The sequence below is a fragment of the Helicobacter pullorum genome (assembly GCF_900638355.1).
Classification (GTDB): Bacteria; Campylobacterota; Campylobacteria; order Campylobacterales; family Helicobacteraceae; genus Helicobacter_D; species Helicobacter_D pullorum.
In genome coordinates this window covers 1,402,268-1,419,004 of the sequence record NZ_LR134509.1, presented here as the reverse complement: position 1 = coordinate 1,419,004, position 16,737 = coordinate 1,402,268, and the positions used below count along the sequence as shown (strand labels likewise).

12 protein-coding genes are annotated in these 16,737 nt (G+C 35.3%); 6 read left to right on the top strand and 6 right to left on the bottom strand.

Annotated features, from left to right (window positions below):
- Window positions 1-419: 419 nt before the first annotated feature.
- From EL247_RS06910 to ribE, 3 genes are all read right to left on the bottom strand, one after another.
- Entirely contained in the window at window positions 420-5,351 is a 4,932-nt protein-coding gene (locus tag EL247_RS06910; RefSeq protein WP_126442129.1) for a beta strand repeat-containing protein, read from the bottom strand.
- Between the two features lie 235 nt (window positions 5,352-5,586).
- Window positions 5,587-5,865, bottom strand: coding sequence for an EscU/YscU/HrcU family type III secretion system export apparatus switch protein (locus EL247_RS06905; RefSeq protein WP_005022647.1), 279 nt, complete (start codon window positions 5,863-5,865; stop codon window positions 5,587-5,589).
- Window positions 5,865-6,476 carry a riboflavin synthase gene (gene ribE, locus EL247_RS06900; protein WP_065828882.1) on the bottom strand — a complete coding sequence of 204 codons (612 nt, stop codon included), beginning with the start codon at window positions 6,474-6,476 and terminating at the stop codon, window positions 5,865-5,867. The genes EL247_RS06905 and ribE overlap by 1 nt, the downstream gene beginning before the upstream one ends.
- 108 nt (window positions 6,477-6,584) lie before the next feature.
- On the opposite strand from ribE, the gene EL247_RS06895 reads away from it, so the two are divergent.
- Window positions 6,585-7,394, top strand: coding sequence for a TatD family hydrolase (locus EL247_RS06895; RefSeq protein ID WP_104745825.1), 810 nt, complete (start codon window positions 6,585-6,587; stop codon window positions 7,392-7,394).
- Between the two features lies 1 nt (window position 7,395).
- Here the strand turns inward: EL247_RS06895 and EL247_RS06890 are convergent, their stop codons facing one another.
- The gene (locus EL247_RS06890) at window positions 7,396-7,929 is read right to left on the bottom strand and encodes a phospholipase D-like domain-containing protein (protein ID WP_005022652.1); all 534 of its coding nucleotides are present in this window, start codon (window positions 7,927-7,929) and stop codon (window positions 7,396-7,398) included.
- Between the two features lie 96 nt (window positions 7,930-8,025).
- Here EL247_RS06890 and EL247_RS06885 point away from each other — a divergent pair, with 96 nt between their 5' ends.
- The 5 genes from EL247_RS06885 to EL247_RS06865 are packed head-to-tail and all read left to right on the top strand — an operon-like array spanning window position 8,026 to window position 14,446.
- The gene (locus tag EL247_RS06885; protein WP_126442128.1) at window positions 8,026-9,600 is read left to right on the top strand and encodes a hypothetical protein; all 1,575 of its coding nucleotides are present in this window, start codon (window positions 8,026-8,028) and stop codon (window positions 9,598-9,600) included.
- Window positions 9,601-10,224 carry a guanylate kinase gene (gene gmk, locus EL247_RS06880; protein ID WP_005022655.1) on the top strand — a complete coding sequence of 208 codons (624 nt, stop codon included), beginning with the start codon at window positions 9,601-9,603 and terminating at the stop codon, window positions 10,222-10,224.
- A gap of 29 nt (window positions 10,225-10,253) precedes the next feature.
- Window positions 10,254-13,508, top strand: coding sequence for a carbamoyl-phosphate synthase large subunit (gene carB, locus EL247_RS06875; protein WP_104745824.1), 3,255 nt, complete (start codon window positions 10,254-10,256; stop codon window positions 13,506-13,508).
- A 3-nt stretch (window positions 13,509-13,511) separates the two neighbouring features.
- Entirely contained in the window at window positions 13,512-13,973 is a 462-nt protein-coding gene (locus EL247_RS06870) for a Sua5/YciO/YrdC/YwlC family protein (protein WP_104745823.1), read from the top strand.
- A 2-nt stretch (window positions 13,974-13,975) separates the two neighbouring features.
- A complete protein-coding gene (locus EL247_RS06865; RefSeq protein WP_104745822.1) occupies window positions 13,976-14,446 on the top strand; it encodes a hypothetical protein in 471 nt (156 codons plus the stop codon).
- Here the strand turns inward: EL247_RS06865 and EL247_RS06860 are convergent.
- Together EL247_RS06860 and EL247_RS06855 are read right to left on the bottom strand one after the other, a co-directional pair.
- A complete protein-coding gene (locus tag EL247_RS06860; protein ID WP_104745821.1) occupies window positions 14,425-15,333 on the bottom strand; it encodes a homoserine O-succinyltransferase in 909 nt (302 codons plus the stop codon). The two genes, EL247_RS06865 and EL247_RS06860, sit on opposite strands and share 22 nt — an antisense overlap.
- Before the next feature lie 9 nt (window positions 15,334-15,342).
- On the bottom strand, window positions 15,343-16,635 hold the full coding sequence (locus tag EL247_RS06855; RefSeq protein ID WP_005022662.1) for an O-acetylhomoserine aminocarboxypropyltransferase/cysteine synthase family protein: 1,293 nt from the start codon (window positions 16,633-16,635) through the stop codon (window positions 15,343-15,345).
- Between the last annotated feature and the right edge of the window lie 102 nt (window positions 16,636-16,737).

Genomic DNA, 16,737 nt, shown 5'->3' with positions numbered 1-16,737 from the left:
ATCTGTACTAATTCCTTGATAACTAATTCCAATCTCTGGAGAAAGAACAGAGTTATTATAGATATTATAATAATTAGCCCCTACTTTTAAATCTGCACCATATCCATAAGAATCTACTTGAGAATTAATAGTAGTGCTTCCAGAGCGATAGGTTTTATATAAATTGGTATCCCCTTTATCTATTCTTGTATTAGCAGAGAGATAATATTCACTTACTCCTTTTCTTGCAAAAACATTATAATAAGTTAATCCTCCATAATAAACTTTTTCATCAAAGTCTAATCTTTGTTGTCCTACTTGTTTATCTGAACTTTCATATCCAAAGTAGATTCCTAATATTCCTCTCTCATTAGGTAGTTTTGCTTGTGCTCCTGCTAGGATACCTGATGCATGAGATTTTAGAGTTCCTACTCCTCCATCTAATTGTGCTGAAGTGTATCTTGTATAAGGGAGTGCAAAGGTATAGAGATTATCCTTATCTCCTGTATGGCTAATAAGATGTCATCAAGCTCTCTTAAGAGATCTAAATTAGAATAAGTTTCTTGATTAGCTTTAGTGGTTGCTTGAAGATTATCTAGGCTTGCTAGAGTATCTTTGTTATAATAATCCACTACTTCTATTGCATCACTTTTGATATTAGAATTATTAGCATAAGTGCTTAAAGAAGTAGATTCTTTAGAACTTACTCTTTTTAATTCTTTATTGTCTTTGGTTAATCCATTCAGATAAGATTCTCTTTGTTGTTTGTAGTTTTCTAAGAGAGCTTGTTGGTTTTTTAATCTTTCTCTTTGCTCTAAGATTTCAAAGTCTGTTTTAAAGTTTTTAACATTAATTTCTCTTAGCATATTATTAGTATCAATCTGTCGTATTCTTGATGAATAGATTAAAGAAGCACCTAGAGTTTTACCGGAGAGTTCTTGAGTGTCTAAGCCTACGCTGTATTTACCATTGCCTTCATCAACAAAATCAAAAATACCAGAAATAGTATCTAATGAATCAAAGATACCTTGTCCATTGTTTAATTGATCTGCTAGAGAATCTCCACTTGAATCAACTCCGCTTCCATTTCCATCAGTTACAATTTGCTCAACATCATAAACTTTACCCGGAGTAACATCTACATAAATAGTGCCTGTATTAATTCCACCTAGATTATCTCCTGCTACTTTAATAGGGTTATTTGGATTATCTGCATTTCCTGCATTCCATTCAATGATATTAGTAGTTGAATTACTTCCTGTATTAGTAATTAAGTCAATATGTCCATTTTTACCATTAGAAATATTTGTATTTCCTCCATTACTTGTAATGATTTCACCAATGCTTCCACTTCCACTATTATTAACAGTAATACTTCCAGAATCATTAGTGATTTTATCTTTAATAGTTCCACTATTATTAAGATTATCTACATTAGCTCCATTACTAAATTGCATACAATTTGCAATGGCTCCATTAGTGTTATTGATATTTCCTATTTTACCACCCTCTAGGATAATACAACCAGCAATGGTGTCTGTATTATTAAGTTCTTGAATATCGGATTGTCCTTTTACTCTTATATTTCCATTGATTAATCCCCCATTACTAATTTCTGTGGTAGTAATGGTATTTAAAGAGATAGCATCACTAAAGTTACTTGAAACATCTTGATTAGAAGCTACAAGAGTTTTAAAGGTTGCTACTTTGGTTTTAGCAGTTCCAATAGTTCCTGTATTAATGATTTTATCAATTTGGCTTGTTTGACCACTACTTCCAGAAACAATTTCTCCTGTAATTACTCCAGAGTTATCAATAGAAGTGATTGTTCCTTCATTGTTAATATTTCCATTAATGGTTCCACTATTATTAAAAGTATCAAGAGTAGATTTACTCACATTTAAAAGATTACCTGCAATGGTTCCTGCATTATCAATGGTTCCATTAGTAGATTCAAAAGAGAGAGTTCCACTATTTCCAATAGTTAAAGTTTTATCCTTTGCTACTACTAGGGCTTGAGTGATTCTATCACTTCCATTGCCATTGCCATTGTAAGTTACACTTTCATACACTTTTAAAGTGCCAATATTAGAATTATTAGTAATTCCACTATTTCCTAAATTAGCACCTTCCTTAATCGTAATAGAAGAAATTGAGGCATTATCATTATTAATAATACCATTAGCAATAGTTCCTGAAACTTCAAAGGTATTAATGCTTCCAGAGTTAGCAATACTTCCTCCAATGGTTCCTGTGTTTTCTACTAAATTAATTTCTTTGCCTGCCTCATTTGTAACATTCCCTGTAATAGTTCCTTCATTGATTAAATCAGAAAATTTACAAATATCATCGCTACAATCTTGCTTTGTTCCTTTTAGAGCAACATTGCCATCAATTAAAGCATTTTCTTTATTCCACAAAGAAGTTGCAACATTTTCAAAGCCATTTGTGATAGTTTTTGAATTGATAACTCCATAGATTGTTCCAGTGCCACCAAAGTTTGCAATGGTTCCATTGTTTTCAAAGAAAGAAATGGTGTTATCATTGACAAAATTATTAATGCTACCTGTGCTTTCATTGACAAATTTTACAATATGTCCTTTATTAGTAAATGTTCCACTAATGCTTCCAGAGTTGGTGAAGTCTGTAAGAATAGAATCTGCAATATTAGTAATATTTCCATTAATGGTTCCTGCATTATTAATGGTTCCATTAGTAGAATTAAAGTAGAGAGTTCCATTACCATTGTTGATAGTAAGGGTATAGCCATTGTTATTATTATTTTGCACATTTAAAGCATTGGTAATAGTGTTGTTATTATCCATTATGGTATTTTTATCGATATTTAGGATTCCATAATGTCCTGCTCCTGCAATAGTTGCTGTGCTAGCATTAGTATAATTAATTACACTTGTGTTTAATTCTCCAATGGTTCCTGTATTATTTAATGTGCCTGTGATTTTTCCTTCTGTGAGTGTTTGGATAACACCTGTGCTTGTATTTTCTAAATAATCTCGAATGCTTCCTGCATTTAAGATTCCAATAGTTCCTGTATTAATAAAATGCCCTTGGATATTACTCTCATTAGTCCAATCACCTAAATTACCACTATTTTTTAAATGTCCTACTAGAGTAGAGCCATTTGCTAAGTTTAGAGTAGAGCCATCTTCTAAGGTTGCACTATCACTTTTTAGTTCAATAGTTCCTGTGTTATTGCTAGTATTTTTAATATCCAAAGTAGCACCACTTGCTACACTAAGAGTATCTGTGATAATACCACTATCACTTTTATAAACAATGGTTCCTCCATTACCACCAGTGTTTTCATTTTTGATTTCTAAACTTCTTATGGTTCCATGATTAGTAATTGTATTGCTAACACCATCATTTGTATTAGAAATAATTGTGCCTATGTTTCCATTAGTGTTGTTAATGATTCCACCTGCAATAGTGCTGTTGCCTTTTAGAGTAATTGCATCAATAGTTCCTTTAGCATTATTGCTAGAATCACCAACTGCGATACTTCCTCCAATCCCTGTGCCACTCTCCAAAGTAATAGTTCCTATTTTGGCATTATTGGTAGCACTATTACCCTTTATGTTAATATCTCCTGTGATTGTGGAGGTGTTTGCTAGGGTAATTTCCCCTATGGTTGCTGTTTCTGTTTCACCTGCATTATTACCTGTTAGTGAAATATTCCCTGCGATTGTTCCTGTATTCAAAGAGAGGGCATCTATATTACCCCTTTTAAGAATATTAAGATTTGCTATAGTGGAGTTATTACCTAAAGTAAATCCCCCCATAATAACAGAGCTATTATCCAAAGAAATATCCCCTGTAACTTCAGAATTATCCAAAGAAACACCATTAACAATAGTTGGTTTGGCTCCTGAGTTACTATTCCCTGCAAGAGTGATATTATCAATTGTGCTACTATTAGCCATAATACCATTTGTGATGAGAGAATTACCTGTCAGAGAAATGCCACCCAAATGAGAATCACTAAGTGTAAGACTAGTCAATGTGTTTGTGGATTTATTGTAATCACTAGCAGTTTCGCTAAGAGAGATTGTCCCTCCTATAGTAGAGTTGGTAAGGGAGATATTATCTATACTCATAGTATTATTATTGCTACTATTTGTAAGAGAAATATTGCCTGTCATATTAGAATCATCAAGGACAATACCTCCTTGTATTCTTGCATTGTTAGTTAGTGATATATTACCCTGCAAACTTCCACTATTGATGATAGTAATTCCATTTGTGATAGAAGAAGCATCACTAAGGGAGATATTACCGATAATTTTAGCTTGATTTTCCACAGTAATGGTGCCGATATTAGAAGTGCCTATTATATTTATAGCATTACCACTACCTACCTCTGTTACACTTGTAGAACCACTAAATAACATATTTTTTATAGTTCCACTCCTAGACCAAATAACCCCGGTTTGTCCATAGATAGTGCCCTCATTAATTAGATTATTAATAGTCCCATTTTCCCATGCAATAAGCATTTCTCGGCCACTTCCACCACCAGTTTCATTTCTCATTGTGCCACTATTAATAAATGTATCAAGGGTTGCATAATTTCCAATATCAAGGTATCTACTAGCACTTTGGTACGTATTCACTAAAATAGTTCCTTGATTTTCTATTGTTCCTGCTGTGGCTCTTGTGCCAATTTTCCATATGTGTTGAGTACCCATTCCGGTTCTTCCAGGTTCTATTAATACTCCACTTTGTATTAAAAGATTGCCAACTGTTGTATTGTTAGCAGCTTGAAATTGAGAGGCTTGATCATTTATTGTTACATTTCCAACAACTGTTACATATCCTGGAGTATCTTGTTTGATATTTTGCCTACCACTAAGTATGTTACCAGCAATACTCCAACTATCCAACGCCACTGCATTGCTTGATAATGCCGAAGCCAAAGCGATAGAAATCGGGATTGTGCGGATAAAGGATTTTACTTTGCTAGATTCTTTTGATTTTTGGGAGTTTGTAGGATTTTGAATAGTTATAGAATCATAAGTGTTTTTAACTCTTTGAATCTTTGGCAGTTTGGATTCTAATTCTTTGTTTGATTTTTGGCGAGTTTTAGAATCTAGTTTGAGGTTAGATTCTACAACTTTTTGGGATTGTGGATTCACTAAATCTTTGGAAGCTTTAGAGCTTTGAATCTTGTCTGGATTTTTGGATTCTAATTTAGAATTAGAATCTTTTAATTTTGGGGAGTTAGATTCTAATTGTATTTTAGAATCTTGAATTTTTGATTTTAGAATCTCTTTTGTTTCTAGGGATTGATTATTTAGAGGCTTTTGCCCCCCCCCCCCCACTAGGGTAGCATTCTTTGTTTGGTTAGACATTTATTCTCCTTTAACTTATTTAATAAAATTAAAAATGTTTGGAATTTTATAAAAATAAAACTAACTTTAAAATAATAAATAAAATATTTATATTTTATTAAAATCACTTTTATAATGGGGGGGGGGGGTAGAATGTGTTTGTAGCGTGATTATTAGCGATTATAAAAAATAAATTTTTGGGGTATTTGTTTATTTTTATTAGGGGCATTGCAATAAATCCAAAATTTAGTTTTGGTTAATTGCTCATTTGTGCTTTGGATTCGGTTTTGTAAAGCCAAATAAAGACTTCCACGACAGCTTTGTAGAGTTCAGGAGGGATTTCCTCATCGATTTCTAAATGGATTAGAGAATCCACCAAAGCTTTGCTTTGAAAAAGGGGAATATCGTATTCTTTGGCTTTTTCAATGATTTTTTGTGCGATTAGCCCTTCGCCTTTGGCTAAGACTTTGGGGGCACGATGTTTGTTTTGCTCATAAGCTAGGGCAACGGCTTTTTGTGGCGGTGGTAATGGCATTAGTAACTCCCTAAGATTCTATCTACTTTTTCCCAAGTGAGTGTGGAATGTTTTTTGTGCAAAAAATGCTGAATCATTCGTGCAAACATATCTGTTTCGATATTTACACGCATATTGACTTGATAGGTTTGAAAAAGCGTAGTTTTTAATGTATGTGGAATAATTGTAAGACGCAAAGAATCTTCTAAAACTTCATTGATTGTAAGGCTAATGCCATTAATGGCAATGCTTCCTTTGGGGATACAAAGCTCCAAAATTTCTTTTTTGGCGGTGATGAAAAAATCTGTGCCGATTTGGTGGGGGATAATTTTGGCAATTTTGCCGATACCATCGATATGCCCCTGCACCAAATGTCCATCTAGCCTATCTTGTAATCTCAAGGCGGGTTCGATATGCACCAAATCTTTGTAAGATTCTAGGGCAATGTGAGATTGTGTTTCTTCGCTTAGCTCTAGGCTAAAGCCCCCATTAAAAACTTCTATGGCGGTCAGACAAGCTCCATTTACTGCGATACTATCGCCTATTTTTGGTTTGTATTTGGCTTGGAGGGTTAGAGTGTTTTGGCGGAGGCTTTGCACTTTTGCAAATTCCCTAACTAAACCGGTAAACATTCATATTCCTTTTTTAAGGCAAGTTCTATTAAAATTTTTGTTACATTTATTTGTTATATTTAAATTGTATCAAAATATTGTAACAAAAATAATATAAAGGAATGTTTTATGCAACTTTGTGATACGCATTGCCATTTGGATGATAAGCGGTTTGAGGGCGATTTTGAGGCGGTTTTGGAGCGTGCTAAGAAGGCGGGTATTACGCGTTTTGTTATCCCAGCAGCACATTTAGAGGATTTGGAGAGGGCAAGGGAGCTAGCACATAAATATGAGGAAGTTTATTTTGCAAGTGGTTTGCACCCTAATTATGCGTATTTGTATGATGAAGAGTTTTTGAAAAGTTTTTTGGGAGATGAAAAGTGCGTGGCAGTGGGCGAGTGCGGATTGGATTATTATCGGCTAGAGGAGGCTTTGGCAGAATCAAAGCTTGGTAGCATTGAGGAGCTAAAGCGGATTCAAAAGGAAGTTTTTGTCGCACAAATTAAACTTGCTATGGCTTATGAAAAACCGCTTATTGTCCATATTCGTGAGGCTTCAGCGGATAGTTTGGAGATTTTGCAAAAATATGCAAAGGATTTAAAAAGGGGTGGAGTTTTGCATTGTTTTAATGCGGATTTTCAACTGCTTAGCCTTGCAAAAGAGGGGTTTTATTATGGGATTGGAGGAGTTTTGACTTTTAAGAATGCGCGCAAACTCGTGGAGGTTTTGCCAAAGATTCCTTTGGAATCTCTACTTTTGGAAACTGATGCACCTTATCTTACTCCGCATCCGCATAGGGGGGAGAGGAATGAACCAGCTTATATTCCTTTGGTTTTGGAGAAGATGAGTGAAATTTTGGGGATACCAAAAGAGATTCTAATAAAACAGATTAATCTTAATACCAAGAATCTCTTTGGGGAAGTTTTTGGAGCTGCTTGAATTAGTATTTTTCGCATTTGTTAAACATTGCATTGAAGCTTTTGTGGGCTTTTTGGATAAAATCTTTATCTTGGAGAATAAGCAAAGTTTCGTAGTTTGTTTCAAATGCACTTTTAGACCAGTTTGCAGAGCCTAAAATCAAATGCTTATCATCAATGATTGCCATTTTTGTGTGCATTAAGCCATTGTATTTGCCATTGTAGGAGCGATTGCCTTCTAAAAGGCAAGTTTGGATATTTTTGAGTTTGGCAAGATAGCCGATAGTGGAGTAATCATTGTCTTTGTTGGATTTTTTGTCATAAATGATTCTCACTTTGACACCCTTTTTGGCGGTATCTCTGATGGCTTTGCTAATTTCGCGATTGGTAAAGCTATAAATAGCTATATCAAGCGTTTTTTGAGAGCTTTTGATGGTTTGAATAAGGCTTTTTATGGCTTTTTCTTGTTCTTGGGGCATAAAATAAAGCTCTTTGGAAAAAACAAAAGGGCTGAAAAGAAAATAAAAGCAAAAAATACAAAAAAGTTTTTTCAACATTAAAATTTCCTTGTAAAACTTAAGATAAAAATTGATAGAATTTTAGCAGACTCTTTCATTGCAAAAGATAAAACTAAAAAATGGAGCATTTATTAGATGAAATTATATTTGGTGAATAAAAATCCAATCATTACTAAGCTAGTTTCTCTTAGTGTATCTAAAATCAATTTGGATATGGTAGAAACGCAAGAGATTGATAGTACATTGCAAGCAGATATTTTATTGCTAGATGATGAATGTTATACAAAAGAAACTTATGAACAATACAAACAAGAAAATAGTGGAGTAAAGACAATTTTATTTTATGCAAAATCCACAGAACGCGTTGAAGGGTTTGATGAGTATGTCCAAAAGCCTTTTTTGCCTACTGAATTAGTAAGGGTGCTTTCAGAAGTAAGCGGAATGCAACCATTAGATAATGTGGTGGGAGTTGCAAATGATATTCAAAATGATGAAGCAGTAGATGAAATAGAAACCTTGCAAGAGCCAAAGGCAGTAGAACCATCTACGCAAGATGAAAGCAATCAGGAATTGGATTTGTCAGAATATGGAGAGTTGGAGTTTGAACAGGATATAAAAGCTACAAAAACAAATGGCGAGAAACCAAAAATATTGGATAGAGATGATATTGACGAGGTTAAACAGCTTTTTGAAGAGGCTAAAGAAAATCAAGAGAATGATTTGGATTTTGAAGAAGAGCTAATCGAACAAGAAAATCATAATAATGAGGCAAAAGAGGACAATCAACAAGAGATTGCTGGTGGAGATTTTTCGCTAGAGGATTTGGACTTAGAAGAGGGAGAGTTGGAGGAATTAGAAAGTGAGAATCAAGCAAATACAGAAGATTCTTCTAAAGAAGCAGTGCAAGAAAATATCGAAGATTTAGATATAAATAATCTTGCTAATAGCATAGATAATTTAGAGGAAGAATTGAAAGCACAAGAGGAGTTTAGTGAAGAGATTGCCGATGAAATGCAGCTTGATAATCAAGGGGAAGGAATAGAGCAAGAATCTCAAGAATCTCAAGAATCTCAAGAATCTCAAGAATCTCAAGAATCTCAAGAATCTCAAGAATCTCAAGAATCTCAAGAATCTCAAGAATCTCAAGAATCTCAAGAATCTCAAGAATCTCAAGAATCTCAAGAATCTCAAGAATCTCAAGAATCTCAAGAATCTCAAGAATCTCAAGAATCTCAAGAATCTCAAGAATCTCAAGAATCTCAAGAATCTCAAGAATCTCAAGAATCTCAAGAATCTCAAGAATCTCAAGAATCTCAAGAATCTCAAGAATCTCAAGAATCTCAAGAATCTCAAGAATCTCAAGAATCTCAAGAATCTCAAGAATCTCAAGAATCTCAAGAATCTCAAGAATCTCAAGAATCTCAAGAAAAAGCGGCAAATCATGATGAAATTATAAATGAAAGTAGCAGCGAAGATGAATTTGATGATTTGAATATAGAAGCAATGAGTGAGGCATTGGGTGAGCCTATTGCCAAAGAGCCTAGTGTAGTGCCTATTGTCGCTGCAGAAAAAATACAAAATAATCCGCAAATCAATTCTTTAGAATCATTAATTAGTGCTTTGCAAACGCTTCAAACACAGAGTTTAAAAGATCTTTTGAGTGGAGCAACTATCAATATTAGCATTCAATTCCCCAAAAAAGAGGATTAAATGGAGGATATTAAACTAAAAGGTGCAATTCTTATTCTATCAGGACCAAGTGGAGCAGGCAAAAGCTCCCTCTATAAAGTCTTAGCACAAGAATTTCCAAATCATTATTTTTCTATTTCTTCTACAACAAGAGAAAAGAGAGAGGATGAAAAAGAGGGAGTGCATTATCATTTTATTACCAAAGATGAGTTTCAAAGAAATATCCAAGAGGGTAATTTTTTGGAATGGGCAGAAGTGCATGGAAATTATTATGGCACTTCAAAAAAATCTGTTTTGGAGGCACTTCAAAAAAATCAATTAGTGATTTTTGATATTGATGTGCAAGGGCAAGAAAATATCAAAAAAGCGTTTCCACACCATACAACTTCTGTTTTTGTTACAACACTCAATAAAAGTATTTTGCAAGATCGCTTAAATCAAAGGGGAAGTAATGAAAATGAAGATATGAATAAACGCCTAAAAAATGCTTCTAGTGAGATAAAAAAGCTAGGGGAGTTTGATTATTTGATTATTAATCAAGATTTTGAAGAATCTGCACAAAAGCTAGTATGTATCGCAAAAACTGCTTTTTGTAAAGCAAGTTTATATCCTTTGGAATTGCTAGTGCAAAAATGGGAAAAATAGTTTGATAACTAAAATAATTGGAGGATTTTATGCCAAAGCGAGATGATATAAAGACAATTTTATTGATTGGTTCAGGACCGATAGTTATTGGACAAGCGTGTGAATTTGATTACTCTGGCACTCAAGCAGCCAAAACGTTAAAAGAGTTGGGATATAAAGTAGTTTTGATTAATTCTAATCCCGCTACGATTATGACAGATCCAGAGTTTGCCGATCGCACTTATATCGAGCCTATCACCGAAGAGATTGTAGCAGATATCATCAAAAAAGAAAAAGTTGATGCGATTTTGCCTACTATGGGGGGACAAACGGCACTTAATATTGCAATGAGTATGTATGAAAAGGGAATGCTGAAGGGTGTGCAGTTTTTGGGGGCAAAGCCAGAGGCGATAAAAAAGGGTGAGGATAGACAGGCGTTTAAAGAAGCAATGCTAAAAATCGGTATGGATTTGCCAAAATCTTGCTATGCTTATACTTTGCAAGAGGCATTAGAAGCGGCAAAAGAAATCGGATTCCCGCTTATTATCCGTGCGAGCTTCACCCTTGCAGGTGGGGGAAGTGGCGTAGCGTATAATATCGATGAGTTTAAAGCCCTAGCCCAAAATGGTTTGGAGGTTAGCCCTATCAATGAGATTCTTATTGAAGAATCTTTGCTTGGTTGGAAAGAATTTGAAATGGAGGTTATCCGCGATAAAAGCGATAACTGCATTATTGTGTGTAGCATTGAGAATCTTGACCCTATGGGCGTGCATACCGGGGATTCTATCACGATTGCCCCAGCTCTCACACTCACAGATAAAGAATACCAAAGAATGCGTGATGCGTCCTTTAAAATCTTGCGTGAAATTGGCGTGGATACAGGCGGGAGTAATGTGCAGTTTGCGATAAATCCGCAAAATGGTAGAATGACGGTGATTGAGATGAATCCGCGTGTATCGCGTAGCTCTGCTCTTGCTTCTAAAGCCACAGGCTATCCGATAGCAAAAGTTGCTACGCTCCTAGCCGTGGGCTACACGCTTGATGAAATCAAAAATGACATCACCGGCACACCTGCAAGCTTTGAGCCTAGCATTGATTATATCGTTACTAAGATTCCGCGTTTTACCTTTGAGAAGTTTCCTCAAGCAGATTCTACACTGACTACTTCGATGAAGTCTATTGGCGAAGTTATGGCAATAGGGGCGACTTTCAAAGAATCTTTGCAAAAGGCTTTAAATAGCCTTGAAACAGGGGTATTTGGGTTTAATCCTATTAGTAGTGATTTGAGCGAGATTCAGCGTGAGATTAGACGCCCAAATGCAAGTAGGCTTTTGTATATAGCAGAGGCTTTTAGGAATGGCGTGAGTGTGGCAGAGGTGCAGGAGTGGAGCAAAATTGATGCGTATTTCTTGCACCAAATTGCCGAAATTATTGCGTTTGAAAAAAATATTTCTTTTGAAATGTTGCAAATTGAAAGCTTTTTGAGAGAGGCTAAACAAAATGGATTTAGCGATAAAATGCTTGCATTTTTGGCTAACAAAAAGGAAGGATTAGAGCTAAGAGAAGAGGATATTTATGCTTTGCGTCAAAGGTTGCAGGTAAATTTGCAATACAATGAGGTAGATACTTGTGCTGCAGAATTTGCAACCCAAACTGCTTATTTATACTCTACAACCCCATTTTTGCCTATCAATCCTACACCAACTTCTTCTAATAAAAAGAAAGTTTTAATTATTGGTGGGGGACCAAATCGCATAGGGCAAGGGATTGAATTTGATTATTGTTGTGTGCATGCTTCTTTTGCTTTGCGTGATATGGGTATTACAAGCATTATGTATAACTGCAATCCCGAGACGGTAAGCACGGATTATGATACCAGCGATACCTTGTATTTTGAGCCTATTACTTTTGAATGTGTGCGTAGCGTGATTGAGCGTGAAAAGCCCGATGGAATCATCGTGCATTTTGGGGGGCAAACTCCTCTTAAACTTGCAAAAAAACTCACAACCATTGGTGCAAATATTATAGGGACAAGTGCCAAAACTATTGATATTGCAGAGGATAGGGAAAAGTTTGCAAAATTTGTAGAAGAAAATGGATTATTACAACCCAAAAATGGAACAGCTTATACCAAAGAAGAAGCCATAGGAATCGCTCAAAATATAGGATTTCCTGTGTTGGTGCGCCCTAGTTATGTGCTTGGGGGTAGAGCAATGCGGATTGTGTATAATGTCGCAGAATTACAAAATTATATGAGTGAGGCTGTGAGTGTAAGCGAGGATTCTCCTGTATTGATTGATAAATTTTTAAACAACGCATTAGAGTTAGATGTGGATATTATTTGCGATGGAAGAGATGTTTATATTGCGGGGATTATGCAACACATTGAAGAGGCTGGAATCCATAGTGGCGATTCTGCTTGTTCTATCCCAACAATTAGCATTTCAAAAGAAAAAATTAAAGAAATAGAGGAAACAACAGCAAAAATCGCTAGAAATCTTGGTGTAATAGGGCTTATGAATACGCAATATGCTATTTTTGAGGATACACTTTATTTGATTGAAGTTAATCCTAGGGCTTCCCGCACAGTGCCTTTTGTCTCCAAAGCTACAGGTATTCCTCTGGCAAAAGTCGCAACTGATGTTATGGTAAATAGGGATTTAAAAGCGGCATTAGAGCGTTATGATAGATTTAAGAAGGTTGAATTTAAAGATGGACTTTATAAGCCAAAAGTATCCAAACATATTGCGGTTAAAGAATCTGTTTTTCCATTTAGTAAGCTAAATGGTGCGGTGATGGTTTTGGGTCCAGAAATGCGTTCAACAGGCGAAGTTATGGGGATTAGTGAGAGTTTTGGAGTGAGCTTTGCAAAGAGTCAATTAGCTTGTAAAAATCCTATCCCAACAAGTGGAAAAGTCTTTATTTCTCTAAGAAGTCTTGATAAGCCACAAGCAGAAATTTTAGCAAAAGAGCTCAAAGAAATGGGATTTGAATTGTGCGCTACTAAGGGGACTGCAAAGGCAATCAATGAAGCAGGAGTGGAATGTCAAGAGGCACTAAAAATTAGCGAGGGACGCCCTAATATTGGTGATATGCTTGCAAATGGTGAGATTGCTTTAGCAATTAACACAAGCGATGAGGCATCAAGCAAAGATGATACTGATAAGATTCGCACGCAGGTTTTACGCAATAGTGTGCCTTATTTTACAACCATTGAAGCTGCAAGAGTTGCAATTAGCGCTATTAATGAAATCAAAAAGGTTAATCCAAACACTGCAAAGGCATTGCAAGATTATTTGGGCTAATGGATGTATAGCGATTCTGTTTTTTTGGCTCAAAGTGATACAACAGCGGGATTTTTATGCAAAGATTTTAAAAAATTAAATCGCATAAAAGGCAGGAATGAAAAACAAAGCGTGATTGTAACTCTATCAAGTTTGGAGAAATTAAAAAAAATAGTGAGAGTTCCAAGGCTTCATAGAAAAAGGATTCGGCAAAGCCATAAAAGCACTTTTATTTATCGTGGCAAAAATGCTCTTGTGCCTCAAAGTTTGGGTGTTAGGGTGGTCAAAGATTCTTATCATAGTGAGTTTTTGGACTTTTTTCCTTATTTGTATTCTACTTCAGCAAATCCCCATAAAAAGCCATTTGACTTAGAATTTGCACTAAAGAGGGCTGAAGTGTTGGTGCTTGATAAAAGAGGATTGTCTCAAAAACCTGCTTCTTTTGTTTTTAGAGTTGGCAATTCAAATCTTAGGCGTGTGAGGTAATAATGAGCATTTCAAGAATTATTCAATCGTTTCTTTTTAGCATATTGCTGGTTTTTTTGTTATTTTGCCTTTTTTGGACGGGGATTTTTGCAAATTATATCAATTATTATGGAATCCAAGAATTTTTTAATCCCTTTTTTGGAAATGTTTTTAATGCCAAGCTTTTTTTTGTTTTTGTTGTAGGATTTGGAATTGCATTTTTGATACCTGTGATTTGTAAGATAGCAAGGATTGTATATCTTGTGGCATTGTTTTTTTGTTTTGGTTTATTGTTTCCTTTTTTGGGTAAAAATGTCGGTGAATTTGTGCTAGCAAAAGATAAAGAAGTGATGATACAAGGAGAGAAAAAAGAAGTGTATGCTTTGTATGAAAATCGTTTTTATATTGTGTATTTGGGAGATGAGCTAAATGGGGAGGAGGATTTAGCAGAGAGGAAGAAAAAGCTCATCTATTATGAAAAGCCAGAATCTTGATTTTCTAATACAAAGGGCGTATCCTGATAAACAGAGAAATTAAGCCAATTTGAAAACATTACACTCGCACTAGAACGCCAAGAGAGGATGGGATTGCCTTTTTTGTCAAAATAGTTTAGGGGCTTTTTGATTTTTAATCCTTTTTCTAAATCTCTTTTGTATTCTAATTCTAAAGTGTTTTTGGAATATTCTGGATGCCCCAAAATAAAAAAATCTTTTTCATCTTTTAAGGCAGCGATGCCGCTTATTTCCCCTTTTAGCAAAATTTTTAAATTTGGATTTTGATAGATATAAGATTCGTCAATACCTGAATGTCTTGAATGCGGAATTTTGACAATCTCATCTAAACCATTAAGGAGTAAATCATTTTCTACCAAGGAGTGTTCAAAGATTCCAAAAAGTTTTTCTTTTAATGGGATTTTTGGGATTTTGTGAAAATAGTGAAGTCCTGCCATTGCCCCCCAGCAAAGATATAAAGTGCTTGTGCAGTGTTTTTTGAGATAATCCATAATGGTTGTGAGTTCATTCCAGTACTTGACTGATTCAAAGGGCAAATGCTCAATGGGTGCTCCTGTCACAATCGCACCATCAAAGTTTTTGTTTTTGATGGTTTCAAAATTGACATAGAATCTATTTAAATGCGATTGGGGTGTATTTTTGCCTATGTAGGTTGCTGTGGAAAGCAAGGTAATATTGACTTGCAAGGGAGAGTTTGCAAGAAGTGCTAGAATCTGATTTTCTGTTTCAATTTTGGTTGGCATAAGGTTGATGATTAAAACCTCCAAAGGGCGAATATCTTGCGAAGTTGCCCTTTTTTGCCCCATAATAAAGGCATAATCTTTTAGGAGTTTGAAGGCTGGGATTTCTTCTGGAATGATAAGTGGCATAGAAATCTCCTATTTTTCTAAAGCTTGCTTTAAATCTGCAATTAAATCTTTAGGCGATTCTAATCCTATGCTTAGGCGAATTGTAGCAGGCGTGATTTCTGCGGATTCTAATTCTTTTGGGCTTAGTTGTGAATGGGTTGTGGAAGCAGGGTGAATGATGAGTGATTTGGAATCACCGATATTTGCCACAATAGCGAAAATCTCAAGGGAATTGCAAATTTTTTGTGCCTCTTCAAAACTTTGTGCTTCAAAACTGATAAGACCGCTGCAATGGTTGTTTTTGAAGTATTTTCCTAAAAGTTTGTGGTAAGGATTGTTGGGGAGTCCGGGGTAATTTACGCTTTTGACTTTGGGGTGAGATTCTAAGAATCTGGCTACTTCTAGGGCATTTTGGCTGTGTTTTTGGATTCTTAATTCTAGTGTTTCTAGTCCTTGTAGGATGATCCAAGCATTTTGCGGGGAGAGTGTAGCACCGATATTTCTTAGCCATTCTGTGATGAGGCGAATAGAGAAAATAGGTAAGGGTAGGGTTGCATACACAAGTCCATGGTAGCTTTCATCAGGGGTGTTAAAAGCGGGATAGCGTGGATTGTCTTTGATGAGTTCATTCAAACCTTGTCGCTCTATCACAGCTCCACCTAATGCACTTCCTTGCCCATTGATATATTTGCTTAGGCTATAAACTGCAATATCCACTCCAAAATCAAAAGGCTTGTGCAAAAATGCAGTTGCTACGGTGTTGTCGCAAATGCTGATAATTTTGTGAGTTTTTGCAATCTGTGTGATTTTTTGTGTATCTGCAATCGCAATTTGCGGATTGGAAAGACTTTCAAAAAAGATAGCTTTGGTTTTGCTATCAATTACTTTTGGAAGAGAGTTTTCAATATCATCAATATCAAATACCCTCGCTTCAATGCCAAAACGCTTTAGTGTATGGACAATAAGGGTTTGAGAACCGCCATAAATCTTATTAGAATACACGATATTATCGCCATTTTGTGCAAGATTTACAAGAGTATAGAAAATCGCTGCACTTCCACTCGCTGTTGGCACGCCAAAAGCTCCACCTTCAATTGCTGCTAATCTTGCCCCCAAAACATCTGTCGTAGGATTTGTTAGCCTAGAATAAATATTCCCAAGCTCTTGAAGCCCAAATCTCGCAGCGGCTTGCTCTAGGTTTTTGAAGCTATAAGCGGTGTTTTGATAGATTGGAACACTTAGTGTTCTTTGTGAATCATAAGTATAACCTGCGTGTAATGCAAGGGTTTCTTGTGAAAAATTATTATGTTTTAAATTTGCCATTTTTTATCCTTTGTATTTTTTTTGTTTTGAAAATTATAACATTAAAAATAAAAATACATATTGTATTTTAATATATAATATAAAATTTTTTAAAAATGTTAC